The sequence below is a fragment of the Pseudomonas sp. E141 genome, assembly GCF_052659885.1.
Window position 1 is genome coordinate 1287516 of record NZ_CP084024.1, and the last position, 24724, is coordinate 1312239.

Sequence of the window (24724 nt, forward strand, 5' to 3'; positions counted from 1 at the left end):
CAGTATGGTGAGCAGGTTGATACGGGGGCACGGCGGTCCTCAAAAGGAGCCTCGCAATGTCCGAGCAACTGCCCAACGGCTACAGCCCTCGTCTCTATAACGAAGACCTGGGTCCGCTGCCGCAGAAATGGAACTGGTACAACATTTTCGCGTTTTGGATGAGTGATGTGCACAGTGTCGGCGGTTATGTGTTCGCTGCAAGCCTGTTCGCGTTGGGGCTGGCGAGTTGGCAGGTGTTGATTGCGTTGCTCTGCGGCATCTGCATCGTGCAGTTGATCGCCAACCTGGTTGCCAAGCCGAGCCAGCAAGCGGCGGTGCCGTATCCGGTGATCTGTCGCCTGGCGTTTGGGGTATTCGGGGCGAATATTCCTGCGGTGATCCGCGGCTTGATCGCTGTGGCGTGGTACGGCATTCAGACGTACCTGGCTTCCAGCGCGCTGATCATTGTGGTGCTGCGGTTTTTTCCTTCCATGGAAGTCTATGCCACGCCGCAATTTGCCGGATTGTCCTACTTGGGCTGGTTCGGTTTCCTCAGCTTGTGGTTCGTCCAGGCGCTGGTGTTCTGGGCCGGTATGGAGTCGATCCGTCGCTTTATCGACTGGGCCGGACCGGTGGTGTACGCCGTGATGTTCCTGTTGGCGGGTTGGATCGTATGGAAAGCCGGCTGGAGCAACATCAATTTCACTCTGGCGGAGAAGTCCTTGTCCGGCTGGCAAGCGTTCGGTCAGGTGATCGTCGCGACGGCGTTGGTGGTGTCGTACTTCTCCGGCCCGACCCTCAATTTTGGTGATTTCAGTCGCTACTGCCGGAGCATGTCGGACGTGCGCCGTGGCAATTTCTGGGGGCTGCCGTTGAATTTCCTGGCATTCTCCCTGGTGACCGTGGTGATTGTTTCCGGGACGTTGCCGGTGTTCGGCGAAATGCTCCATGACCCGATCGCCACCGTGGCGCGTATTGACAACGACGTGGCGGTGTTGCTGGGCGCCTTTGCCTTTGTGACTGCCACCATCGGCATCAATATTGTCGCCAATTTTGTTTCCCCGGCGTTCGACTTCGCCAACGTCGCCCCCAGCAAGATCAGCTGGCGTGCCGGCGGCATGATTGCTGCGATTGCATCGATATTCATCACGCCGTGGAACCTGTTCAACAACCCCGAAGTGATCCACTACACCCTGGACGTGCTGGCAGCGTTCATCGGTCCGTTGTTCGGAATCTTGCTGGTGGATTACTACCTGATCAAAAAACAGCAGATCGACGTCGATGCGCTGTTCAATGACGGGCCCAGCGGGCGCTATTACTACAGCGGCGGCATCAACTGGACGGCGGTCAAGGCGCTGGTGCCGGCGACGTTGATGGGCGTGGCGATTACCTTCACGCCGATGTTGCAACCGATGGCCAATTTCGCCTGGTTCACCGGTTGCTTCCTGGGCGGGGTGTTGTATTTCGCCTTGGCACGGCGTGACTCGACCGTGCACCTGAGCCCATCGCTCGGCCAGGCCTGATTAACGCAGGGCGGTCTGGGCGCAAGGGCTCACCGTAGCCCGGCTGGCGGGCCGCAGTAACAGCCCGCCGGCCAGCAGCAGGCCACTGCCGGCAATGATCAGCGCCGGTTGCAAGCCACCGCTGAAGTGGCTGCTCAACGCCGCCAGCAATGGCCCGCTGAGCTGGCCCAAGGCAAAGCAGGCGGTCAACAGGCCCGCGTTGCGCTGGGTGGCGTGGGGTGCCAGTTCCCGGGAACGCAGCATTACCAGTTGCATGCAGGCCAGGAATGGTGCTCCACACAGGATTACGCCCAGCGCCAGTCCCGGCCCGCTGCCCAGCAGGCAGGCGAACACTCCGGCGGCTTGCAGCCAGAGTGTACCGATCAGCCAGCGACCGGTGGTGTTCGGGTTGGGGCGACGCAAGCTGACCAGCAACACGCCAGTGGCGGCGGCCAGGCCGAAGCAGGGCCAGAACAGGTCTGCTTGCCATTGCCCGTGGAACTGCGCCGAGGCCATCTGCGACAGGAAGGTGGCGGGAATGATGTAGCCCAAGCCGTACAGGGCATACACCACGCCAAGTCGAGCGATGCCACGGTTCGGCGAGGTGCTGACGGGCGCTGTAGCGGTCGCGGCTGCGGCGGGTTGCGGCAGAATGGGCAGAATCACCAGCAGCATCGCCAATGCCACGCCGGCATACACCAGCCACAGGGTCGCGGAGGTCTGGCCGAGCAGGTTCGAGCCCAAGGCGAGCAAACCGGTCAGAAAAATCCCCAACCCTGGGCCGGCAAACACCAGGGCGCCGAGCCGTGGCCGTCCCGCCGCCGCAGCCAAGGGTTGGCTCAGGGCGGTGATCATCACCAACACCCAGGCGCTTGCCACTCCGGTACCAAAGCGCAGTGCCAAGTGTGGCCAGAAGCCCCAGGCCCAGAACGAAGCCAGGGTCAGCAGCACGGACAGCCACAGCCCCCCGATCAAACGCCGGCGCACCTGTTCCGGACGGCGGGCGAACATGGCGTCCAGCGCGCCGAGGAAGTAACCCAGGTAGTTGGCCGCGGCAATCAGACCGGCGGCGGTCAAGTCGATCTGACCTTCGCCGATTAAATGAGGTAACTGCGGTGTTAAGGCGAAGCGGCCAATACCCATGGCCATCATCAGGGCGATGAAACTGCCGAGCAGGCGAATCAGAGGTGACATGGCGGGTCTCCAGCGTTGAGGCGAATGACCGTCAGGCTAGGACTGATTGACTTTCATTAAAAATGAATAATAGTGAGTAACTTGTTCATTTTTGGAGAATGTCGTGGAGTTCAGCCAATTGCGGATTTTCCAGGCCGTGGCCGAGGAAGGCTCCATTACCCGCGCTGCCGAGCGGTTGCATCGGGTGCCGTCGAACCTCTCGACCCGGCTCAAGCAGCTTGAGGAGCAACTGGGCGTGGATCTTTTCCTGCGCGAGCGTCAGCGTTTGCAGCTGTCGCCGGCGGGAAAAGTCCTGCTGGACTATGCGATCAAGCTTTTTGCTCTGCACGACGAAGCCCATGCTGCCGTGCAGGGCGGGCAACCGGCCGGGGATTTTGTGTTGGGTACGATGTACAGCACGGCGGCGATTCATTTGCCGGACCTGCTGGCCGGTTATCACCGCACGTACCCGGCGGTGAACTTGCAGGTGCAGTCGGCGCCCAGCGGTGAACTGCTCGAAGGCTTGCTCACCGGGCGCCTTGACGCGGCGCTGGTGGACGGCCCGCTGGAGCTGGCGGGGTTGGACGGGGTGCCGTTGTGCGACGAGCGGCTGGTGCTGATCACCGAGGCCGACCACCCGCCAGTGCGCAGTGCGTTGGATGTGCAGGGCCGCTCGGTATTCACCTTTCGCCAGGGCTGTTCCTACCGCATGCGTCTGGAAGCCTGGTTTGCCCATGACCATGCGGCCATGGGCCGGGCGATGGAGATTGAGTCTTATCAGGGGATGCTGGCCTGTGTGATTGCCGGCTCCGGGGTGGCGCTGATGTCCGAGTCGATGCTCGCCAGCCTGCCGGGCCGCGAGCGTGTGAGGATGCATCCGTTGGCCGAGCCGTTTGCCAGTGCCACGACCTGGCTGATGTGGCGCAAAGGGATGGTGGGGGCCAATCTCACCGCCTGGATTGAACTGCAGCAACAGGCCTGGCCGCGGGCGCCCGTGATGACGACGCGATCAGCTTGAACTCCGGGAGGTGGATTTGGATCAATTCAGTAACAGATCATTGCAATGTGTGACGAGCATTGCGTAGGACTTCGGACTATTATCAGTGCGAAGGGGCCACAGAATTTTGCCGCTCGTACCACCCTGAAGGGGGCACCACGATGAAAGAGAAAATCCAGAACTGGCTTCACGACTTGGGTGTCGCGCTCGGCCTGATCGAGCCGCCCATGCAACCGATCCCTATCCGCACCGATGACGAGCAGCGCCGCCGCCAGCCGCGCCGTCGGTAAAAACACCGCGAATATCGGAGAGATCGCAGTCTCAGGCTGTTTCAGTTGAAACAGCCTGAGACTGCGATCTTTTTTTGTTTTGTAGCTAAACCTGTGGCGAGGGAGCTTGCTCCCGCTGGGCTGCGCAGCAGCCCCAAAACAGGGCGCTCAACTTATCTGGCACACCCGAGGTGTCTGGCTTTGGGCGCGCTTCGCGCACCAGCGGGAGCAAGCTCCCTCGCCACGGGGACAGTGTTTGGGCTGGCTGCTTCGGTAAAAAAGCAAAAAAAAAAAGGTGTGGCAACCGACGCCACACCCTCGAAGAAAAACTGCTTTCAGACCGCCTTGGCCATCATTTTCGACCGTGGTGACAACAGACTCACCACCACGAAACTCACCAGCGCCACGCTCAGGCTGTAGTAGATCGGCGTATTGGCGTCCAGGCCGTCCTTGATCATGAAGAACAGCGCGGTCAAAAAGCCCAGCGACATGCTGGTGATCGCGCCGGCCGTGGTTGCGCGTTTCCAGTAGATGGCGCCGATCAGCGGAATCAGCATGCCGCCCACCAACAGGTTGTAGGCCAGGGTCAGGGCACTGATCACATCGCTCACCACCAGGGCGATGCCCAACACCACCACACCCAGCAGCAGGGTCGCGATGCGGTTTTCATGAACGTCGCCATTGCCGCTTTCACGACCCTGGCGCAGACGCGGCAGCAGGTCCTGGACCACAGTGGTGGAGGCTGCCAGCAGGCCGGCCGCGGCGGTGGACATCAAGGCCGCCAGGGCGGCGGCGATCACCAACCCGCGAATGCCGTTGGGCAGGCTGGTCTGGACGACGCTGGCAAAGGCGTTGTTGACGTTTTCCAGGTCCGGCAGCAATACCTTGGCGGCCATGCCGATCAAGGCCCCGGCCAGGCCATACAGCACGCAGTACAGGCCTGCGGCGGTACCGGCCACTTTCGCCACGCCTTCGCTACGGGCGGTGAACACCCGCTGCCAGATGTCCTGGCCAATGAAGATGCCGAAGAAGTAGATCAGGAAGTAGGTGAGGATGGTGTCCCAGCCAATCGCGGTGAAATCGAAGTAGCTGGCCGGCAAGGCCGCCACCATCGCGTCCCAGCCGCCCGCATCGCTGATGGACATCGGCATCAGCAGGAACACCAGGCCGACGGTCATGATCAAGAATTGCACGATGTCGGTGAGAGTCAGCGACCACATGCCGCCGATGGTGGAATACAGCACGACGACACCGCCGCCCACCAGGATCGACACCCAGAACGGCAGGCCGAACAACACCTGCATCACCGTGCCGATGGCGATGGTGGAGGTGGCGCCGATCATCAACGCATAAACCAGCATGATCAGTGCACTGGCGTGGCGCGCGGCGGGGTTGTAGCGGCGCTCCAGCACTTGGGTCACGGTGTAGATCTTGAGTTTGAGCAGCGGCTTGGCGAGGAACAGGCTCAGGCCGACGATGCCCAGGCCGATGGCGCCGCACAGCCAGAACCCGGAAATCCCATGGACGTAGCCCAGCCGCACCGTGCCGATGGTGGAGGCGCCGCCCAGAACGGTGGCGGCCATGGTACCCAGGTAAAAGCCCGGGCCGAGGTTGCGCCCTGCGACCAGGTAGTCGTCACGAGTCTTGGCACGGCGCATGCCGTACCAACCCAGGGCAATCATGCCGGTGGCATAGATGAGAACGACGATTAAATCCAAAGCCATGATGGCGTGTCTCCGATTATCTTTTTTATAGTGAAGTCGGTTGGTACCGTGCCCTGGCACTGCAACCTCTGTGTGAACGCGCTTTTGTGGCGAGGGAGCTTGCTCCCGCTGGGCTGCGAAGCTGCCCCTGATGGCGACTGCTGCGCAGTCGAGCGGGAGCAAGCTCCCTCGCCACGGGTATTTCGTTTGCTCAGGTCAGGCGGTCTGTCTGAGGGAGGGTTTCTCGATTGGCACCGAAGAACCCTTGCTACGCGGATCATCCGGCCCATACACCGCCGCCGGCTCGGGAAACAACCCAAGCAGCACCAGGTAAATCACCGAGGCCAGGCCCAGGGTCACCGGCAGGCCGATGTCGATGCCACCGGCCAGTTCGCCCAGCGGTCCGACGAACTGCCCAGGCAGGTTGACGAAGCACAGCCCCACCAGCGCGCTGGGAATCCAGGCCCCCAGGCCGCGCCAGTTCCAGCCGTGGCTGAACCAGTAGCGCCCGCCGGTTTCGCCACGGGTGAACACTTGCAGATCATCCGGGCAGTAGAAGCCGCGGCGCACCAGCAGGCCGATGATCATGATCACCATCCATGGCGTGGTGCAGGTGATGATCAGCACGGCGAAGGTCGATACGCTCTGCACCAGGTTCGCGGCGAAGCGCCCGATGAAGATGAAGGCAATCGACAGCACGCCGATCAGCAGTGTTGCCTTGACCCGCGACAGAACTCGTGGGAACACGCTGGACATGTCCAGCCCGGTGCCATACAGCGACGTGGTACCGGTGGACATGCCGCCGATCACCGCGATCAGGCACACCGGCAGGAAGAACCAGCCCGGCGAAACCGCCAGCAGGCCGCCCACATAGTTATTGGCTGCGATGTAGTCCGGTGCCTTGATCGCCACGATGGTGGCCGTGGCAAGGCCGAACAGGAACGGGATCAGCGTCGCCAGTTGAGCGGCGATCACCGCCAGCATGATGCGTCGCTTGGGCGTGTTGCGCGGGATGTAACGCGACCAGTCACCGAGGAACGCGCCGAAGGAAATCGGGTTGCTCATGGCGACCAGTGCCGCGCCGATGAACGCCGCCCAGAAGCCCGGCTGGCCTAGGCCGACGGTGCCGGCGAACTGGCTGTCGAAGGCCGGCGCGAAGGCGGCGATGCCCAGCAGAAACAGCAGGCTGGCGGCCCACACGGCGATGCGGTTGACCCACAACATGAAACGAAAGCCGTAGATGCACACCGTCAATACCAGCAAGGCGAACAGGCCGTAGGCCAGGCCCAGGCTCAAGTCGGTTTCCGGTACGCCGATCAAGCGCTTGGCGCCACCGATCAACGCATCTCCCGAACTCCACACCGACAGGGAGAAGAACGCGATGGCCGTCAGCAGCGACAGGAACGAGCCGACGATCCGCCCGTGTACGCCGAAATGCGCCCCGGAGGACACCGCGTTGTTGGTGCCGTTGAGCGGGCCGAACAGGCCCATGGGCGCGAGGATGATCGAACCGAGCACCACCCCCAGCACAATCGCCCAGACCCCGGCCTGGAACGAGAGGCCGAACAGCACCGGGAAACTGCCGAGCACGGCGGTGGCGAAGGTGTTGGCGCCGCCGAAGATCAGTCGAAACAGATCCGTCGGGCCAGCGGTTCGCTCATGGTCCGGGATCTGTTCGACCCCGTTGGTTTCGATTTGCGTAAGGCTTTTGTCATTATTGTTATGCATGATCTGCTCCGATCATAAAGGCGCGCCCATCGTGTGCGAGCGTCGTCTGTTTGGCTAAGGGGGTGGCAGCCCTTCCGGCATAGCGGACAAATGTTCATGGCAGGCCAGCCATAGGCCCTGTTGTTCTTGTGTGCGTCCTTCCTGCTTGCGGAACAGAATGGTTTCGCGCTCCTGGCTAAAGTGTCGCTCCCCTTGCATGCGCAACTCGGTGGCCACGTCATGGATGAAAATCGCCACGTCCCCTTGCAGGCTGACGAAGGCGTTGCTCGAGGTACACGACAGCACCTCGAAGCCATCCTCGGACCGCCAGCGGTCCCACAACGCCTGGTAGGCATTGCGAGACAGCAGAGGTTGTTCGAGGGTGTAGAACACGAAACTCGCGTCGGGTGTGAAGGTGCCGAAGTAGGCGTCACGGTCATTGCGGGCGAAGGCCGACACCAGTTCAGCGGCGGCCTTGAGCACTTGAGCCTGATCGTTCATGACCGCGCCTCAGCGATGGACCACACCGGGCAGTACGCAGAGCATCTCGTACAGCAGGTTGGCGCCCAGCAGCGAGGTGTTGCCGGTGGTGTCGTAAGGCGGCGAGACTTCTACCAGATCGCAACCGACCAGGTCCAGGCCCTGGCAGCCACGCACGATTTCGATGGCCTGGATGGTGGTCAGACCACCGATTTCCGGGGTGCCGGTGCCAGGGGCCCAGGCCGGGTCGATGCCGTCGATATCGAAGCTCAGGTACACCGGGCCGCCGCCGACCTTCTCGCGGACTTCGGCCATCAGCGGGGCGAGGGATTTGTGCCAGCACTCTTCGGCCTGGACTACGCGGAAACCCTGGTTGCGGCTCCAGTTGAAGTCATCGGCGGTGTAGCCCTGGGCCCGCAGGCCGATCTGCACCACGCGGTCGCAATCGAGCAGGCCTTCTTCCACCGCGCGGCGGAAGGTGGTGCCGTGGGCGATTTTCTCCCCGAACATGTGATCGTTCACATCGGCATGGGCGTCGATGTGCACCAGGCCGACCTTGCCGTGTTTCTTGTGGATCGCCCGCAGGATCGGCAGGGTGATGGTGTGATCGCCGCCCAGGGTCAGGGGAATGACGTTGTGTTCCAGAATCTTGTGGTACGACTCTTCGATGATCCGCACGGCGTCCAGCAGGTTGAAGGTGTTGATCGGCACATCACCGATATCGGCCACCGACAGCGAGTCGAACGGCGCGGCACCGGTGGCCATGTTGTAGGGACGGATCATTACCGATTCAGCGCGGATCTCGCGGGGCCCGAAACGGGTGCCGGCGCGCAGGGAGGTGCCGATGTCCAGCGGCACGCCGACGAAAGCAGCGTCCAGGCCGGCAGCGGTTTGTAAATGGGGGAGTCGCATCATGGTGGCGATGCCGCCGAAGCGCGGCATTTCGTTGCCGCCCAGTGGTTGGTGAAGAATCTTGTCCACGGGTAGGGCCTCATCGTTGTTTTATTTATCAGGGGTCGATTCTGCGAAAAGCCTGGGAGTGGAAGAATCGCTGGGGGCAAATACTTAGTTCAGATTTTTCTAAACTAATGCGGGATGGGGCGATAGACTCCGCTTCAGCGCAGTCCTGGGGGACATGATGTCCCCTGTGGCGAGGGAGCTTGCTCCCGCTGGGTTGCGAAGCAGCCCCAAAATCATTCACCTCGGCGCATCAGTTAAATCGCGTCGACAGGTTTTGCGACGGCTGCGCCGTCGAGCGGGAGCAAGCTCCCTCGCCACAAGGGCACGGCAAGTTCTATGCATTGTGTAATCTGGAGTTCCCCATGGCCAACGCTCTACCCGACCTGAAACTGTTGCGCATTTTCGTCAGCGTCGTGCGGCACCAGGGGTTCGCCAATGCCCAGCACGAGCTCAACCTTTCCACGTCGGCCATTAGCACCTACATGAGCCAGCTCGAATCGGCCCTGGGCCTGGTGCTGTGTCATCGTGGGCGGGGTGGGTTCAGCCTGACCAGCAAGGGCGAGTTGTTCCACCAGGAGACCCTGCGTCTGTTGGGCGAGCTTGAAGGGTTCGAGCAATACGCCGCCGCGCTGAAGGGCGAGTTGCGCGGCACGCTGAACCTGGGGGTGATTGATTCCACCGTCAGCGACAAAGCCCTGCCGTTCGCCGAAGCCATCGGCGCCTACAGCCAGGAGCATCCGGCAGTCCACCTGCACCTGTCGGTCATGAGCCCGTACGAACTGCAACTGGGCGTGCAGGACAACCGCCTGGACCTGGCCATCGGCGCGTTTTCCACGCGCATGAGCGGCCTGGTCTACATGCCGCTGTACCGTGAGCAGCACTGGTTGTATTGCAGCAACCGTCACCCGCTGTTCAACGAGCGGCGTATCCCTGAGCAACTCATCACCCAGCAACGCATGGTCGGGCGCGGTTACTGGAGCCAGGCCGAACTGGCCCGCCACGGTTTCAAGCACAGCGCGGCGACGGTGGAGAGCATGGAGGCGCAGTTGATCCTGGTATTGTCCGGTGCCTACGTCGGCTATCTGCCCGAACACTATGCCCAGGCCTGGGTGGACAAGGGCGATTTGCGCGTGTTGTTGCCGGCCACTTTTGGTTATCAGGCACCGTTTTCGATGATCGTACGCCGTGGCCGCAGCCGTGAGCCGCTGATCCAGACTTTTCGCGATCTGCTCAAGGCGCAGCTCAACCAGGCCTGAGGTGCCGTCATGTCCAGAATTCATTGTCCGCGCTGCCACAGGCCGCAAAGCCATTGTTTGTGCCCGCTGATCCCCAGCCTCGACAGCCGCACTCGGGTGCTGTTGTTGCAGCATCCCAGCGAGGTGAACCATGCCCTGAACACCGCGCGGCTGGCGGCGTTGGGGCTCAATAATGCCGAGTTGATCGTGGGCGAGGTGTTCGAGGATTTGCCTGGGCTGCTCAATCAACCGGGTTATCAGGCGCGGCTTTTGTTTCCCGGCGAAGAGGCGCAGCCCATGCATGCTTATGCTCTGTCTGAGGATCCGCTGCTACTGGTCGTCCCGGACGGCACCTGGCGCAAGGCGCGCAAGTTGCTGCACCTCAACCCTCTGTTGGCGGCGCTGCCGAGGGTGACACTGGCCGCGGGCAGTGTGTCTCGATACCGCTTGCGCAAGGCGCCAGGGCCAGGGGCGTTGTCGACGGTGGAGGCGGTTGTCCAGGCGCTGCAAACCCTTGAGGCACCGGCCCGTTTTGAGCCGTTGCTGAGGCCGTTCGAGGCGTTGATCGAGGGGCAGATCGCTGCGATGGGGGAGGAGGTTTTTCGGCGTAATCATGCCGAGAAATGAGTGGTGCCTTTGCTGGCCTCATCGCGAGCAAGCTCGCTCCCACAGTTGATCTCCAGGGCATGCAAAATCTGCTAACACCACAGATCCAATGTGGGAGCGAGCTTGCTCGCGATAGCGGTAGCACAATCAACCAAAGTCTCAGCTCAAGGCCTACCGCTCACGCATCGCCTCAGTCCGCGCCTTCAACACCGGCTTGAGCAGGTAATCCAGGACACTTTTCTCCCCGGTAATGATGTCCACCGTCGCCACCATCCCAGGAATGATCAACAACGGTTTGGCATCGCCGCCCAAGTGATTTTTATCTGTGCGCACCTGGATCAGGTAGAAGCTGTTGCCCTTGTCATCGGTGATGGTGTCGGCGCCGATCAGTTCGAGCCTGGCGCTCATCCCGCCGTAGATCGTGTAGTCATAGGCACTGAACTTGACCATGGCTTTCTGGCCCGGATGCAGGAAGGCCACGTCCTGGGGGCGGACCTTGGCTTCGATCAGCAGGTTGTCTTCCAGCGGCACGATTTCTGCCATGTCGCTGCCCGGCTGCACTACGCCGCCGATGGTGTTGACCTTGAGCTGCTTGATCACCCCATGTACCGGCGAGACCACGGTGGTGCGGGTCACGCGGTCGTCGATGGCAATGCTCGAAGCGGTGATTTTTGACAACTCCGTGCGTTTCTCATTGAGTTCCTTGGCCGCTTCGGAGCGGAAGGATTGTTCCGATTCGTCGATCTTGCTCTTGATCTCGTTGATCGCCGATTCGGCCCGAGGAATCGCCAGGGTGGTGGCGTTGAGCGAACCACGGATTTCCACCGCGCTGCGTTTGAGCCGCAGGATTTCCACCGGCGACACCGCCCCGGTGCGCACCAGTGGTGCCGACATGTTCATCTCTTCTTGCAGCAAGGCCAGGCTGGAACTGAACTGGCCCTGCTTGGAGCGAAACTCCGCCAGCTCCTGGGTTTTCTGGCGCAGTTGTTCGGACAGCGTCCGCTGTTCGCTGGCCAGGCGCCGCTGTCGTTGTTCATACAGCGAGCGTTCGTCCTCGGCCACTTGCGGGGCCTTGCTGATGACTTCAGCGGACAGTTCGAAAGGCCGGCCTTCGGCTTCGGCCGACAAGCGTTCGACCTGGGCGGTCAGGGCATAACGGTCGGCCTCGCTTTCGCCCTTGTTCGACAGAAACCGTGTGTCGTCCAGGCGCAGCAGGGTGTCGCCCTTGTTCACCATCTGCCCTTCGCGCACGAAAATCTCGGTGACGATGCCGCCCTCCAGGTTCTGGATCACCTGAATCTTGCTCGAGGGAATGGCCTTGCCTTCACCGGTGGTGACTTCCTGCAAGACTGCCAGTTTGGCCCACACCAACGCGGTGATGATCAGTCCGGCCGCCAGCCACACCGTGACCCGCGAGCGACGGGGTGAATCCTGCAACGCGGCACCGGCGGTTTCTGGCATGAACTCGCTTTCGGCGCTTTTGCTGAAACTGCCGAAGTAGCTTCGGGCCGCTGAATCGGGTGTTTGAGCAGACATGGGCGATACCCGTCAGTTAAAAGAGCTAAGGTCGGTGCGGCTTTTGTGGTGAGGGAACTGTGTGGGCTGTTACACCGCCGCAGACCCCACCCGTCCTTTACGCAGTGCATCGATCACCGCTTCCTTCGGCCCATCGGCCACAATCCGGCCGTTGTCCAGCACCACCAGCCGATCCACCAGACTCAGCATCGACGTGCGGTGGGTCACCAGCAGCACCGTCTTACCCTGCACATGGGTATGGAGCTTTTGCCGCAACACGTCTTCGCTGCTGTTGTCCATGGCGCTGGTGGGTTCGTCCAGCAGCAGGATCGGCGGGTCGAGCAACAGGGCTCGGGCCAGTAGCACGGCCTGGCGTTGCCCACCGGAGAGCAACTGCCCGCGCTCGCCCACCGGGCGGTCGAAGCCCTGGGGATGCTGGCGGGCCAGTTCGGTAACGCCGGTCAGTTCCGCCACTTCCAACATGCGTGCATCGCTGATGTAGCGGGCGCCGAGGGTGAGGTTGTCCCGCAGGCTGCCGGCCAGCAGCGGCAGGTCATGGGCGACATAGCCGATCTGCTGGCGCAGGTCCGCCACGTCCAGTTGCCGAAGGTCGAGCCCATCGAGCAGCAACTGGCCTTCCTGGGGCTCATAAAATCCCATCACCAGGCGCGCCAGGGTGCTTTTGCCCGAGCCACTGCGACCGATGATCCCGACCCGTTCGCCGGGCTTGAGGCTGAAACTCACATTCGCCAGCGCCGGGGCGTTCTGGCCGTTGTAATGGAAGGTCACGCCGCTGACGTCCAGCGCGCCCTGCAATTGGGTGCGATCCAGCGGCCGTTGTTTGGCATCGCGCTCCTGGGGCAGCGCCATCAGCGCATCGGTGCTGCGCATGGTCAGCTGTGCCTGCTGGTAGCGGGTGATCAGCCCGGCGATCTGCCCCAGCGGCGCCAGCACCCGGCTGCCGAGCATGTAGGTCGCCACCAGCGCGCCGACGCTGAGGTTACCGGCGATGATGCTGTAGACCCCGGCAACGATGGTCGCCATGCCGGCCAGTTGTTGCAAAAACAGCGTGCCGTTGGTGGCCAGCGCCGAGAGGCTGCGGGCGTGGCTGTCCAGGCGGGTGAGGGCGCCATGGGTGCTTTCCCACTGATACTGGCGCTCGCTTTCGGCGCTGCAAGCCTTGAGGGTTTCCAGGCCGCCGAGGGTTTCAATCAGCAATGCCTGGCGCTGGGCGCCCAGGGCCAGGCTTTTCTGCACGGTGTCACGCAGGCGTGCCTGGATGATCATGGCGAAAATAATGGTGAGCGGAAAAGCCACCACCGGAATCACCACCAGCCAGCCACTCAGCAACCCGATCACCACCAGCATCAGCACGGCGAAGGGCAGGTCGATCAGGCTGGTGAGGGTGACAGCGGTCAGGAATTCGCGCAGACCCTGGAAGTCATGGATGCTTTGGGCGAACCCGCCGATGGTCACCGGTTTGGCCTTCATCGCCATGCCGGTGATGCGTTCGAACAGGGTCGCGGAGAGGATCACGTCGGTTTTCTTGCCGGCGGTGTCCAGCAGATGGGCGCGCACCACGCGCAAAACCAGTTCGAAACCCGTGCCGATCAACAGCCCCACGGCCAGCACCCACAACGTCGATGTGGCTTGGTTCGGCACCACGCGGTCGTAGGTCTGCATGACGAACAGCGGCACCATCAGCCCCAGCAGGTTGATCAGCAAACTTGCCAGGATCGCGTCGCTGTACAGCCAGCGTGACAGTTTCAAGGTGTCACGAAACCAGGCCTCGACCCGTGGAACCAAGGGTGCACGCAGGTCTTCGAGTTCATGGCGCGGCCGGGCGAACAAAGCCTGGCCGCTGTAGACGGCGCTCAGTTCGTCGCGGCTGACCCACTGCTCGCCGCCATCGGCTTCGCTGGGCAGGATCAGCGCCTGGCCGTCCTCGCTCCAGCGCCGCAACACGGCGCAACGACCACCGGCCAGAATCAGCATCACCGGCAGGTTGAGTGGCGAAATATCGGCCAGTTCTCGGCGCAGCAAGCGCGCCTGCAAACCGGCCCGGGCCGCTGCGCGCGGCAGCAGGTCCAGGCTCAGGCGTTGGTGCGCCATTGGAAGCCCGGCGCCAAGGCTGGCGCGGCTGACTGTCGCGCCATGGAGTTTGCAGAGGATCAACAGACCGTCCAGCAAGGGATCATCGACATTCAGCCGCGGATCGGTGCTGGGGGTTGCGGGTTCCATGCTGGTCACATTGATCGCTCCCATTTTTTTGGGGGGCTACTTCAGTTCTGGCAGCCGCGCTTCGTTTTTGACTTCTGTTTGAGCGACCGCGTCGGCCGGCAGCACCACCCGCTGTTTGCTCAACAGCTGGCCCATGTTCGCCAATACCCGATACATCGAGTATTCCTCGGTGTAGCGCACTTCGGTGTAGCGACGGTTGGCGTTGTACAGCTCGTTTTCGCTGTCGAGCACATCGAGCAGGGTCCGCTGGCCGAGACCGAACTGATCCTGATAGGCGGCGCGTACGCGGGAAGTGGTTTCGGCGTATTCCCGGGCGGTGGGGGTCTGCTTGCGGGCGTTGAGCATCGCGTTCCAGGCCAGGCGGGTGTCTTCGTTGAGCTGGCGCAGGGCGTTGTTGCGGATGTCCATGGCCTGGTTGATCTGGTGGGCATTGGACGCCAACCGGGCCTTGTCGCTGCCGCCGCGGAACAGGTTGTAGTTCATCACCACGCCGACCCGCCAGTTGTTGTCGTGGCCTTCTTCGCCGCCGAGGTTGTTATTGGCGCCCACCGCCGCCTCGGCGTCGAACCGCGGATAGAACGGCGACTTGGCCACTTCATACTGGCTTTCGGCGGACTGCACGTCGGCCTGGGCCGATTTCAGGTACGGGTTGTTGTCCACCATGCTTTGCTGGGCTTCGCGCAGGTCAGCGGGCATCTCGCCTTTGGTCGAGGGCGGTGTTTCCAGCTCATCGGGCATGCGTCCGACCACGCTGTAGAAGTTAGCCTCGGCGTCGGCCAGGTCGACCTGGGCGGTGTCGTAGTTGTTTTCCGCCAGGGCCCGGCGAGCATTGGACTGATCGGAGTCGGCGGTACTGCCCACGCCACGCTCGGTGCGCAGGCCGATCTGGTCGTTGACGCGCAGGTGAGCCTGCAGGTTGTTCTTGGCCAGGGTCACCAGCTCGCGACGCTTGAGCACTTCCAGGTAAACCTCGATGGTGCGCAGCGCCAGGTCCTGGGCGGTGCCTTGGGCGTAGTAGGCCCGGGAATTGACCACGCCTTTGGTGCGTTCCACTTCATTGGCAGTGTTGAACCCGTCAAACAGCATCTGCCGCAGGCGCAGCTCCGACTGGGTGTAAGTCAGGATATTGGTGTGGTGATTGCCCAGCGCCCGGGTGTTGGTGTTGTCGCTGTAGCCGCGCCCGTAGCCGGCATTCAAGTCCACCGATGGGAAGAACCCCCCTCTGGCGACCTTGACGTCTTCATTGGCCGACAGACGGCTATCGACCCGTTGCGCCAGTTCCGGGTGAGTAGCAATGGTGCTCTGGATCGCTTCGGTCAACGACATGGCCTGCGCTGAAGAAGAGCAGGCCATGGCCAGCAAAACCGCGCTGCAGAGGGGGGAAAGAACGCGCATGGGGTGCATCTCCTAAGGTCTGTTGTGCTTCGCTGTCGCCAAAATATTGACGTATTTAAGATCAAAACCGTTTCAAGCTTGTAACAACACAGCTAAGAACATCCTGCGCAAAACCTAAGAAGAATTTCTCATAAGACTTATGCCAAAAAAAACTTATGTGCTTGGAAAAAAGCGGCACATTGTTCAAAGCGAAAGCCTTTGAATCTGCGGGTCCTGACGGATTTTGGGCGTCAATAAAGTTCCATAATCATTTTGAAGCGATGTGAAGAGGTGCCGAAAAGGACGACTTGAAAGGCGATTTTAAGTGACGGTTTTTTGTCATTGTGGCGAATAGCTAGCGCCTTTTACGTCCCCGAAAGCTGGCAGATTTTCCAGATTCCCTGGCTGCCAACCCGAGCACCAATTCTTCACCCAGACAGGTGCCGACTGCGGTTGGCAACGGAGGAATGCACATGGCAGCGCTCATCGGTACCGTCAGCAAGGTGGTAGGACAGGTTTTCGCAGAAGCCGTCGGCGGTCTGCGGCGACCTCTGGTTGAAGGTGATCGGCTCTATGCCGGCGAGCACCTGATCACCGGGGCCGAAGGGGCGGTGGCTGTGCAGTTGCAAAACGGCAAGGAGTTGACCCTGGGCCGCGGAAGTGACCTGACGCTGAGCCCGCAATTGCTCGCCAACCAGGCCTCTGCTAGCGATACGCCTGAGGCCACCACACCCAGTGATGCGCAACTGACCGATGTGCAAAAACTGCAACAAGCCATCGCCGCCGGCGCTGACCCGACCCAGACCGGCGAGGCGACGGCTGCAGGCGCCGAGGGCGGTAATCCGGGGGGCGTGGGTGGCGGGCACAGTTTTGTGTTGCTGGAAGAGGTCGGCGGGGAAGTCGATCCGCAGATCGGTTTTCCCACCGCCGGGTTCAACGGGATACCCGAGTTTCCAGACCTGCGTCTGGCCGGTGATCCGGATGACGGCGGCGACGATGCAATCGTGCCACCGGTAGACCCTGAAACCCCGGACAACCCCGTTACCCTTGATGGCTTGACCGTGGATGGCGGTGAATTGACCGCCAATGAGGCGAACCTGTCTGACGGTTCCGCCAGCAATCCCGGCGCGCTGGTGCAAAGCGGGAGTTTCACCATTTCCGCGCCCGATGGGCTGAGCAGCCTGAGTATCGGTGGAGTCGCCGTGATCACCGGTGGCGTGCCCGCAGGTTTTCCCCAATCCATCACCTCGGCGCTGGGCAACACGTTGACCATCACCGGTTACAACCCCGCGACCGGTGTGGTCAGCTACAGCTATACCCTGACGGACAATGAAAGCCATCCAGCCGGTGGTGGGACCAATACCATCAGCGAGCAGTTCCCCGTCGTGGCCGTCGACAGCGATGGCGATACAGCTACGGGGACCCTGGACGTCAACATCACCGACGACGTACCCCAGGCGATTGACGACAGCCACGCCAGCACCGCATCGGAAAGTCTTGTCACGCTCACCGGCAACGTCTTGCCCAACGATCACCAAGGCGCCGACCGCATCCCCACCGGTCCTGACAGCGGGCCGATCATTGGCGGCACGTTCACCGGCACCTACGGCACCCTGGTGCTGAACCCCAACGGCACGTACACCTACACCCTCAACACCAGCGACCCGCAATTCGTGGCGTTGCACGGCGGCGGAAGTGGCACTGAAACCTTCACCTACACCCTGACCGACTCCGATGGCGACACCAGCACCGCCAATCTGGTGCTACAGGTACACAACAACGACGACCCGGTGATCATCGAAGGCCTGGACACCGAAGGCGGTGAGCTGAACCTTCAGGAGAAAAACCTCAGCGACGGCACCAGCCCGGACGCTCCAGCGCTGACCCAAAGCGGCACCTTCACCATCACCGCGCTGGACGGTGTACAGACCCTGAGCGTGGGCGGCATCAATGTCGTCACGGGTGGTGTTGCAGCCGGTTTCCCACAATCCATCACCACGGCATTGGGTAACACACTGACCATTACCGGCTTCAACGCCGCCACGGGCGTGGTGAGTTACAGCTACACCTTGCTGGACAACGAAGCCCACGCAAATGCCAACGGCGCCAACAGCCTTAGCGAGCAATTTGCCGTCGTGGTCACCGACGACAACGGCACCACGGCCACCGGCAACCTGGACGTGAATATCGTTGATGATTTGCCTCAAGCCGTGGACGACAGCAACGCCGGCACCGCCTCGGAAACCAACCTGACCCTGACGGGCAGCGTGCTGACCAATGACACCGAAGGCGCGGATCGTGTGGCGTCCGGCCCGGTCACGCCCGGTACCTTCGCCGGCACTTACGGCACGCTGGTTCTCAATGCTGACGGTTCCTACACCTACACGCTCAACACCGCCGACGCCGACTTCAAAGGCCTGCACGGCGGCGGTAGCGGTAGCGAAACCTTCACCTACACCCTGACCGACGCCGATGGCGACACCAGCACCGCCAACCTGGTGTTGCAGGTACACAACAACGACGACCCGGTGATCATCGAAGGCTTGGACACCGAAGGCGGTGAGCTGAACCTTCAGGAGAAAAACCTCAGCGACGGCACCAGCCCGGACGCTCCAGCGCTGACCCAAAGCGGCATCTTCACCATCACCGCGCTGGATGGTGTGCAGACCCTGAGCGTGGGCGGCATCAATGTCGTCACGGGCGGTGTTGCGGCCGGTTTCCCACAATCCATCACCACGGCATTGGGTAACACACTGACCATTACCGGCTTCAACGCCGCCACGGGCGTGGTGAGTTACAGCTACACCTTGCTGGACAACGAAGCCCACGCAAATGCCAACGGCGCCAACAGCCTTAGCGAGCAATTTGCCGTCGTGGTCACCGACGACAACGGCACCACGGCCACCGGCAACCTGGACGTGAATATCGTTGATGATTTGCCTCAAGCCGTGGACGACAGCAACGCCGGCACCGCCTCGGAAACCAACCTGACCCTGACGGGCAGCGTGCTGACCAATGACACCGAAGGCGCGGATCGTGTGGCGTCCGGCCCGGTCACGCCCGGTACCTTCGCCGGCACTTACGGCACGCTGGTTCTCAATGCTGACGGTTCCTACACCTACACGCTCAACACCGCCGACGCCGACTTCAAAGGCCTGCACGGCGGCGGTAGCGGTAGCGAAACCTTCACCTACACCCTGACCGACGCCGATGGCGACACCAGCACCGCCAACCTGGTGTTGCAGGTACACAACAACGACGACCCGGTGATCATCGAAGGCTTGGACACCGAAGGCGGTGAGCTGAACCTTCAGGAGAAAAACCTCAGCGACGGCACCAGCCCGGACGCTCCAGCGCTGACCCAAAGCGGCACCTTCACCATCACCGCGCTGGACGGTGTGCAGACCCTGAGCGTGGGTGGCATCAATGTCGTCACGGGTGGTGTTGCGGCCGGTTTCCCACAATCCATCACCACGGCCTTGGGTAACACACTGACCATTACCGGCTTCAACGCCGCCACGGGCGTGGTGAGTTACAGCTACACCTTGCTGGACAACGAAGCCCACGCAAATGCCAACGGCGCCAACAGCCTTAGCGAGCAATTTGCCGTCGTGGTCACCGACGACAACGGCACCACGGCCACCGGCAACCTGGACGTGAATATCGTTGATGATTTGCCCACCGCCCATGCTGATTCCGCCTCGGTGGACGAAGGCGGGACGGTCAGCGGCAACGTTCTGAACAACGATGTGGGCGGTGCCGACGGACCCGCCGCAAGCGGCGCGGTGATCGGTGTGCGTGCTGGCAGCGACACCTCAACCTCGGCGGTTGGCGGCCTCAACACCCAGATCAACGGCACCTACGGCTATCTCACGCTGGACGCCAATGGCAACGCCGTTTACCACAGCAACCCGAACACCGTCAGTGCACCCGGTGCCACCGACGTATTCACCTACACCGTGCGCGATGCCGACGGCGATGAAAGCACCACCACCATCACCATCGATGTCTACCACAGCTGCCTCGTCGCTGAAACCGATCAGGACATCACCGTCTACGAAAAAGGCCTGGACCTGAATCAGGACGGCCAGGACCTGGCTCCCGGTACCGTCACCGGCAGTGCGCCGAACGCTACCAGCGAAACCGCCAGCGGTAGTCTTGTCGGCTCGGTCACAGGTGCAATCGGCGCCGTCACCTTCGCCCTGGTAGGCAACGCCACCGGTGCCTATGGCCAACTGATGCTCAACCCCGACGGTTCGTACACCTACACCCTGACCTCGCCAGCCACCACCGCACCTTCGGCCAACGATGGTCCGAATGTCCTGAGTGAAAGCTTTACCTATCAAGCCACTGATTCGCTGGGCAATACCGTCACCAGCACCATCGTTATCAACATCGTCGACGACGTGCCCAACGCCCAGGCCGATTTGGCTTCGGTAGTGGAGGGCGGCACGGTCAATGGCAATGTGCTGGACAACGACGTGCTCGGCGCCGACGGTGGCGCAGTGATCGGCGTACGTGCCGGCAACGACACCTCAAACCCTGCAATAGGTGGCCTCAACTCCCAGATCAACGGCACCTACGGCTATCTCACGCTCGACGCCAATGGCAACGCGGTCTACCACAGCAACCCGGACGCCGTCGGCGCGCCGGGGGCCACTGACGTATTCACCTACACCGTGCGCGATGCCGACGGCGATGAAAGCACCACCACCATCACCATTGATGTCTACAACAGCTGCCTCGTCGCCGAAACCGATCAGGACATCACCGTCTACGAAAAAGCCCTGGACCTGAATCAGGACGGCCAGGACCTGGCTCCCGGTACCGTCACCGGCAGCGAGCCGAGCGCCACCAGCGAAACCGCCAGCGGTAGCCTGGTCGGTTCGGTGACTGGTGCCAGTGGTGCGCTGACGTTCAGTCTGGTGGGCAACGCCACCGGCGCTTACGGCCAGTTGTTGCTCAACCCCGATGGCTCTTACACCTACACGCTGACTTCGCCCGCCACGACGGCGCCCAACGCCAACGACGGCCCAAATGTATTGAGCGAAAGCTTCACCTACCAAGCCACGGACGCCTTGGGCAACAGTGTCACCGGCAACCTGGTGGTGAGCATCGTCGACGACGTGCCCACGGCCGTCGCGTCCGAGCGTTCGGTGACGGCGGTGGAGATCGACTCGAACCTGTTGATTGTGCTCGATGTGTCCGGGAGCATGGCCGACCCCTCGGGTGTACCGGGGCTCTCGCGGCTGGACCTGGCGAAACAGGCCATCAGTGCCTTGCTCGATAAATACGACGATCTGGGGGATGTGAAAGTCCAGCTCGTGACCTTCAGCAGCAGCGCCACCGACCAGACTTCCGTGTGGGTGGACGTGGCGACCGCCAAGTCGCTCCTCTCCGGCCTGTCAGCGGGCGGTGGGACCAACTACGATGCGGCGGTAGCGGCGGCCAAGACCGCGTTTGTCACCTCGGGGCAACTGACCGGCGCACAGAACATTGGCTATTTCTTCTCCGACGGCAAGCCCACGACGGGCCAGGGGATCGATGCGGCGGACGAAGCGGCGTGGAAAGCATTCCTCGACGCCAACGGCATCAAGAACTACGCCATCGGTCTGGGCGGTGGGGTCAGTGACACTCACCTTGACCCGCTGGCCTACGACGGCAGTACCCACACCAACACCGACGCGGTGCTGGTCACCGACCTGAACCAGCTCAACTCGGTGCTCTCCGGCACCGTGCAGGGTGTGCCGGTCACTGGTAGCCTGCTGGGCGAGGGCGGCTCGTTCGGCGCCGACGGCGGGTTTGTCAAAAGCCTGGTGGTCGATGGCACCACCTACAGCTACGATCCGGCCGCCAACGCCGGACAGGGTGCGCTGACCGCCAGCGGCGGGGCCAACCATGGCACCTTCAACAAGGCCAACAACACGCTGAGTATCGCCACCGACCACGACGGCACCCTGGTGGTGAATCTCGACACCGGCGAGTACAGCTACACCTCCCAGACCGCCACCAGCACATTGATCACCGAGACCATCGGCTTCACTGTCAGCGACCACGACGGCGACCTGGCCAGTTCCAGCCTGGTGATCAAGGTTCTCCCCAACAGCCCGCCCGTGGCAGTCGACGACAACATCATCACCAACGTCCTGTCGGGCAACATCGTGATCCCGGGAGAAATGCTGCTGGGCAACGACAGCGACGCCAACGGCGACCCGCTCACGGCGTCGCCCACCGGCTTCAACACCGGCTGGGTTGCCAGGGGCGCAGACTTCACCGGCAGTACCGGCACGGTCAGCTTCACCGGTAACAACGTGCAGTCGATCAACCTCAACCGCGGCGCTTTTGTCGCCAATGCCGCGACCATGACCGCGGTGCTGGTGGTCAGCGGCGCACTGGGGATGGTGTCCAACCACAACACCAACGATGAAGACCGGCTCAACATCAGCCTCAAGCAGGGGGAAACCCTCACCCTGGACCACAACCTGGCGGCCGGACGGATCGCCCTGGAGTACTCCCTCAACGGCGGGCCTTTCATCGCGATCACCGACGGTGCCTCGTTCACCGCGGCGGCGGATGGCAACTACCAGATCCACGTCACCAACATCGCCAATGGCAGTGGTGGCAACCCCAACGGCGCGGAAAACTACCAACTGACCTTGACCGTCAACTACGCCGGCGCCCAGGACAGCACGCCGGATTACCATGGCAGCTACACCGCCAGCGACAATCACGGTGGCAGCGACAGCGCAGCGGTCGGCATCAGCTATCAGGCAGGCCACACCCTGACGGGTACGACAGGGGACGACGTGCTGATCGCCGGTGAGGGGGACAACATCCTCAACGCGGGCGACGGCAACGACATACTCAGCGCCGGTTCGGGCAACAACGCCTTGCACGGCGAGGCGGGCAACGACTTGCTCTACAGCGGCGCCGGCAACGACCTGCTCGACGGTGGCACCGGCAACGACACCGCCAGCTACGCCCACGCCAGTGCCGGGGTTACGGTGAACCTGGGTCTGTTAGCCGCGCAAAACACCGTGGGCGCCGGCATCGACACCCTGGCGGGCATCGAAAACCTGGTCGGCTCGAACTTCAACGACACCCTCACCGGCGATAGTGCCAGCAACCGCATCAACGGCGGCCTGGGCGACGACGTGCTCAATGGCGGTGGTGGCGATGACGTGTTGATCGGCGGCCTGGGCAACAACACCCTGACCGGAGGCAGCGGCGCTGATACCTTCCAATGGCAGGTGGGCAACAGCGGCCATGACCTGGTCACGGACTTCACTCCAGGTCTCGACAAACTCGACCTGTCGCAACTGTTGCTGGGGGAAAACGGCAGCAGCGCGTCCCTGGACGACTACCTGCACTTCAGCGTCACCGGCAGTGGTGCGTCGGTCATGACCAGCATCGACGTCAGCTCCACGGCTGGCGCCGCGCCGAACCAGACCATCGACCTGGCCGGCGTCAACCTCGCCAGCTACTACGGCGTCACACCGGGCGTGGACGGCATGATCGCCGGCGCGGATACAGCGACCATCATCAACGGAATGTTGAATGATCATTCGTTGAAGGTGGACACCGTGTGAGGTGAGCTGAAACGACAAAACCCGTCATGTTCAAATAGGACATGGCGGGTTTTTGTTTCCGAGGGGGATGCACGCTTTTCGGGTGAAGGACATCCATACTCCTGTGGCGAGGGAGCTTCGCGCCGGCTTCAGGGCTTATGCAGGGTTTTTTGCTTGAGGATATAAACCGTCACCAGCACCGCACTGGTCAGCATGAATGCCCGCGCCCACGGCAGGGGCACCAGATAGCAGGACAACAGGATGCTCACCCACATCAGCCCGATGGCGTAGACCTTGCCCTTGAGCGGGATGCCGTTGCCGCTGAGGTAGTCAGCGATCCAGGGCCCGAGCCGCGGATGGCCCACCAGCCAGCGATAGAAACGTGGCGAACTGCGGGCGAAGCAGGCCGCGGCCAGTAGCAGGAAAGGGGTAGTGGGCAATACGGGAATGAAGATCCCGATGACCCCCAGCACCACGCTCAACCAGCCAATGGCCAGCAGGGCGTAGCGCAGGATCAGCGAGCGGTTGCCGATGGGCGCGGGCACCCGGTGGCTCAGTGGTGGCGCGGCTTGAGGATCGCCGGTTTCTCGTCCGGGGCGTTGCACAGCAGGTACAGGGCGGTGAGGGCTTCAGGGATCTGCACGATCATGTCGTCCATCAGGTTCGCGTCGGCGGCGATGTCGGAAAACTCCGGTTGCTCGTCGAACAGACCGGAACCGACCATGATCGGCAGCAGCATTTCGCTGACTTCTTCTTCGGCGGTTTCGAACCAGGCGGCTTCGCGCAGGAACACGCCTTCCATGAAACCGATGCACCAGCCACGCAGTTCCGAATCGTCCGGGTCATCGCCCAGGTCCAGCTCGCATGGCAGTTCGAATTCTTCGTCGGAAGCCAACTGACGGGCGATGTGGGCCTTGAGCAACACCAGCGTGGTTTCGATGACCTCACGCTCGGCATCGTCGGCGTAATGCGGCTCTTCGGCGAACAGCGCGTCGATCCACTCACGCTCCGGCACCTGTTCGGAGCAGATGGACAGGGCGGTCAGGTAGCCGTGAGCGGCCACGTAATCCAGCGCCTCTTCGTGCAGCTCATCGGCGTCGAGGAAGACTTGCAGGCGGGTCAGTTGCTCAGCGAAGGACATTACAGGCTACCTTGGGGAATAAACAATGCGGGAATTCTAGGCCTTCTTGAGCGCCCAGGCCAGCCGCGTGGTGTATTTGCCTCTCCAATGCCCGGGGTGGACACAAATTTGCGCTCGCCCACAGATCAAATGTGGGAGCGAGCCTGCTCGCGATAGCGGTGGAGCAGCTTGCATTGATGTTGAATGGGCCGATGTCATCGCGAGCAGGCTCGCTCCCACAGGGACTGATGGCAACCGGAAGACCCCCGACACCTCTTGTCAGCATCACCCTTCA

Annotated in this window: 16 protein-coding genes; 6 read left to right on the plus strand and 10 right to left on the minus strand. The window is 62.1% G+C overall.

Features of this window, described 5'->3' with window-relative positions:
• Nucleotides 1–56: 56 nt before the first annotated feature.
• Nucleotides 57–1502 carry an NCS1 family nucleobase:cation symporter-1 gene (locus GKKCFE_RS05910; RefSeq protein ID WP_445577585.1) on the plus strand — a complete coding sequence of 482 codons (1446 nt, stop codon included), beginning with the start codon at nt 57–59 and terminating at the stop codon, nt 1500–1502.
• Here the strand turns inward: GKKCFE_RS05910 and GKKCFE_RS05915 are convergent, their stop codons facing one another.
• Nucleotides 1503–2675 carry an MFS transporter gene (locus GKKCFE_RS05915; RefSeq protein WP_445577586.1) on the minus strand — a complete coding sequence of 391 codons (1173 nt, stop codon included), beginning with the start codon at nt 2673–2675 and terminating at the stop codon, nt 1503–1505.
• 103 nt (nt 2676–2778) lie between these two features.
• On the opposite strand from GKKCFE_RS05915, the gene ptrR reads away from it, so the two are divergent.
• Nucleotides 2779–3672 (plus strand): putrescine utilization regulator PtrR, encoded by an 894-nt coding sequence (gene ptrR / locus GKKCFE_RS05920; protein WP_139050859.1) that lies wholly within the window; start codon nt 2779–2781, stop codon nt 3670–3672.
• Nucleotides 3673–3812: 140 nt separating this feature from the next.
• A complete protein-coding gene (locus GKKCFE_RS05925; RefSeq protein WP_256222727.1) occupies nt 3813–3941 on the plus strand; it encodes a PA1414 family protein in 129 nt (42 codons plus the stop codon).
• 314 nt (nt 3942–4255) lie between these two features.
• On the opposite strand, the gene GKKCFE_RS05930 is transcribed toward GKKCFE_RS05925, so the two are convergent.
• The 4 genes from GKKCFE_RS05930 to speB form a co-directional block, all read right to left on the minus strand.
• The gene (locus GKKCFE_RS05930) at nt 4256–5644 is read right to left on the minus strand and encodes a sodium:solute symporter (protein WP_076385892.1); all 1389 of its coding nucleotides are present in this window, start codon (nt 5642–5644) and stop codon (nt 4256–4258) included.
• A 195-nt stretch (nt 5645–5839) separates the two neighbouring features.
• Nucleotides 5840–7354, minus strand: a complete 1515-nt coding sequence (locus GKKCFE_RS05935; RefSeq protein ID WP_171061410.1) for a purine-cytosine permease family protein — start codon at nt 7352–7354, stop codon at nt 5840–5842.
• Between the two features lie 51 nt (nt 7355–7405).
• Complete coding sequence (locus GKKCFE_RS05940; RefSeq protein ID WP_445577587.1) at nt 7406–7831, minus strand: YybH family protein; 426 nt, start codon at nt 7829–7831, stop codon at nt 7406–7408.
• Between the two features lie 9 nt (nt 7832–7840).
• Nucleotides 7841–8791 (minus strand): agmatinase, encoded by a 951-nt coding sequence (gene speB / locus GKKCFE_RS05945; RefSeq protein WP_003198979.1) that lies wholly within the window; start codon nt 8789–8791, stop codon nt 7841–7843.
• 341 nt (nt 8792–9132) lie between these two features.
• On the opposite strand from speB, the gene GKKCFE_RS05950 reads away from it, so the two are divergent.
• Both GKKCFE_RS05950 and GKKCFE_RS05955 read left to right on the plus strand, forming a co-directional pair.
• Complete coding sequence (locus GKKCFE_RS05950) at nt 9133–10026, plus strand: LysR family transcriptional regulator (RefSeq protein WP_047227898.1); 894 nt, start codon at nt 9133–9135, stop codon at nt 10024–10026.
• Between the two features lie 9 nt (nt 10027–10035).
• Nucleotides 10036–10632, plus strand: coding sequence for a tRNA-uridine aminocarboxypropyltransferase (locus GKKCFE_RS05955; RefSeq protein ID WP_139050857.1), 597 nt, complete (start codon nt 10036–10038; stop codon nt 10630–10632).
• A 150-nt stretch (nt 10633–10782) separates the two neighbouring features.
• Here GKKCFE_RS05955 and GKKCFE_RS05960 read toward each other — a convergent pair whose 3' ends face one another.
• The 3 genes from GKKCFE_RS05960 to GKKCFE_RS05970 form a co-directional block, all read right to left on the minus strand.
• Nucleotides 10783–12147, minus strand: coding sequence for an HlyD family type I secretion periplasmic adaptor subunit (locus GKKCFE_RS05960; protein ID WP_047227896.1), 1365 nt, complete (start codon nt 12145–12147; stop codon nt 10783–10785).
• A gap of 69 nt (nt 12148–12216) precedes the next feature.
• Complete coding sequence (locus GKKCFE_RS05965; protein WP_445577588.1) at nt 12217–14376, minus strand: type I secretion system permease/ATPase; 2160 nt, start codon at nt 14374–14376, stop codon at nt 12217–12219.
• A 27-nt stretch (nt 14377–14403) separates the two neighbouring features.
• Nucleotides 14404–15762 carry a TolC family outer membrane protein gene (locus GKKCFE_RS05970; RefSeq protein ID WP_047227895.1) on the minus strand — a complete coding sequence of 453 codons (1359 nt, stop codon included), beginning with the start codon at nt 15760–15762 and terminating at the stop codon, nt 14404–14406.
• Between the two features lie 452 nt (nt 15763–16214).
• On the opposite strand from GKKCFE_RS05970, the gene GKKCFE_RS05975 reads away from it, so the two are divergent.
• On the plus strand, nt 16215–23330 hold the full coding sequence (locus GKKCFE_RS05975; protein ID WP_445577589.1) for a retention module-containing protein: 7116 nt from the start codon (nt 16215–16217) through the stop codon (nt 23328–23330).
• Between the two features lie 128 nt (nt 23331–23458).
• Here GKKCFE_RS05975 and GKKCFE_RS05980 read toward each other — a convergent pair whose 3' ends face one another.
• Together GKKCFE_RS05980 and GKKCFE_RS05985 are read right to left on the minus strand one after the other, a co-directional pair.
• Entirely contained in the window at nt 23459–23854 is a 396-nt protein-coding gene (locus GKKCFE_RS05980; protein ID WP_188251122.1) for a YbaN family protein, read from the minus strand.
• Between the two features lie 8 nt (nt 23855–23862).
• On the minus strand, nt 23863–24450 hold the full coding sequence (locus GKKCFE_RS05985) for a UPF0149 family protein (RefSeq protein WP_047226200.1): 588 nt from the start codon (nt 24448–24450) through the stop codon (nt 23863–23865).
• Nucleotides 24451–24724 lie beyond the last annotated feature (274 nt).

What these genes read in the sequence shown, in the direction of transcription:
- GKKCFE_RS05930 (WP_076385892.1), bottom strand. Translation starts at nt 5,644, where the DNA reads ATGGCTTTGGATTTAATCGTCGTTCTCATCTATGCCACCGGCATGATT.
- GKKCFE_RS05955 (WP_139050857.1), top strand. Translation starts at nt 10,036, where the DNA reads ATGTCCAGAATTCATTGTCCGCGCTGCCACAGGCCGCAAAGCCATTGT.
- GKKCFE_RS05970 (WP_047227895.1), bottom strand. Translation starts at nt 15,762, where the DNA reads ATGCGCGTTCTTTCCCCCCTCTGCAGCGCGGTTTTGCTGGCCATGGCC.
- GKKCFE_RS05950 (WP_047227898.1), top strand. Translation starts at nt 9,133, where the DNA reads ATGGCCAACGCTCTACCCGACCTGAAACTGTTGCGCATTTTCGTCAGC.
- GKKCFE_RS05975 (WP_445577589.1), top strand. Translation starts at nt 16,215, where the DNA reads ATGGCAGCGCTCATCGGTACCGTCAGCAAGGTGGTAGGACAGGTTTTC.
- GKKCFE_RS05910 (WP_445577585.1), top strand. Translation starts at nt 57, where the DNA reads ATGTCCGAGCAACTGCCCAACGGCTACAGCCCTCGTCTCTATAACGAA.
- GKKCFE_RS05960 (WP_047227896.1), bottom strand. Translation starts at nt 12,147, where the DNA reads ATGTCTGCTCAAACACCCGATTCAGCGGCCCGAAGCTACTTCGGCAGT.
- GKKCFE_RS05985 (WP_047226200.1), bottom strand. Translation starts at nt 24,450, where the DNA reads ATGTCCTTCGCTGAGCAACTGACCCGCCTGCAAGTCTTCCTCGACGCC.
- GKKCFE_RS05915 (WP_445577586.1), bottom strand. Translation starts at nt 2,675, where the DNA reads ATGTCACCTCTGATTCGCCTGCTCGGCAGTTTCATCGCCCTGATGATG.
- GKKCFE_RS05940 (WP_445577587.1), bottom strand. Translation starts at nt 7,831, where the DNA reads ATGAACGATCAGGCTCAAGTGCTCAAGGCCGCCGCTGAACTGGTGTCG.
- GKKCFE_RS05925 (WP_256222727.1), top strand. Translation starts at nt 3,813, where the DNA reads ATGAAAGAGAAAATCCAGAACTGGCTTCACGACTTGGGTGTCGCGCTC.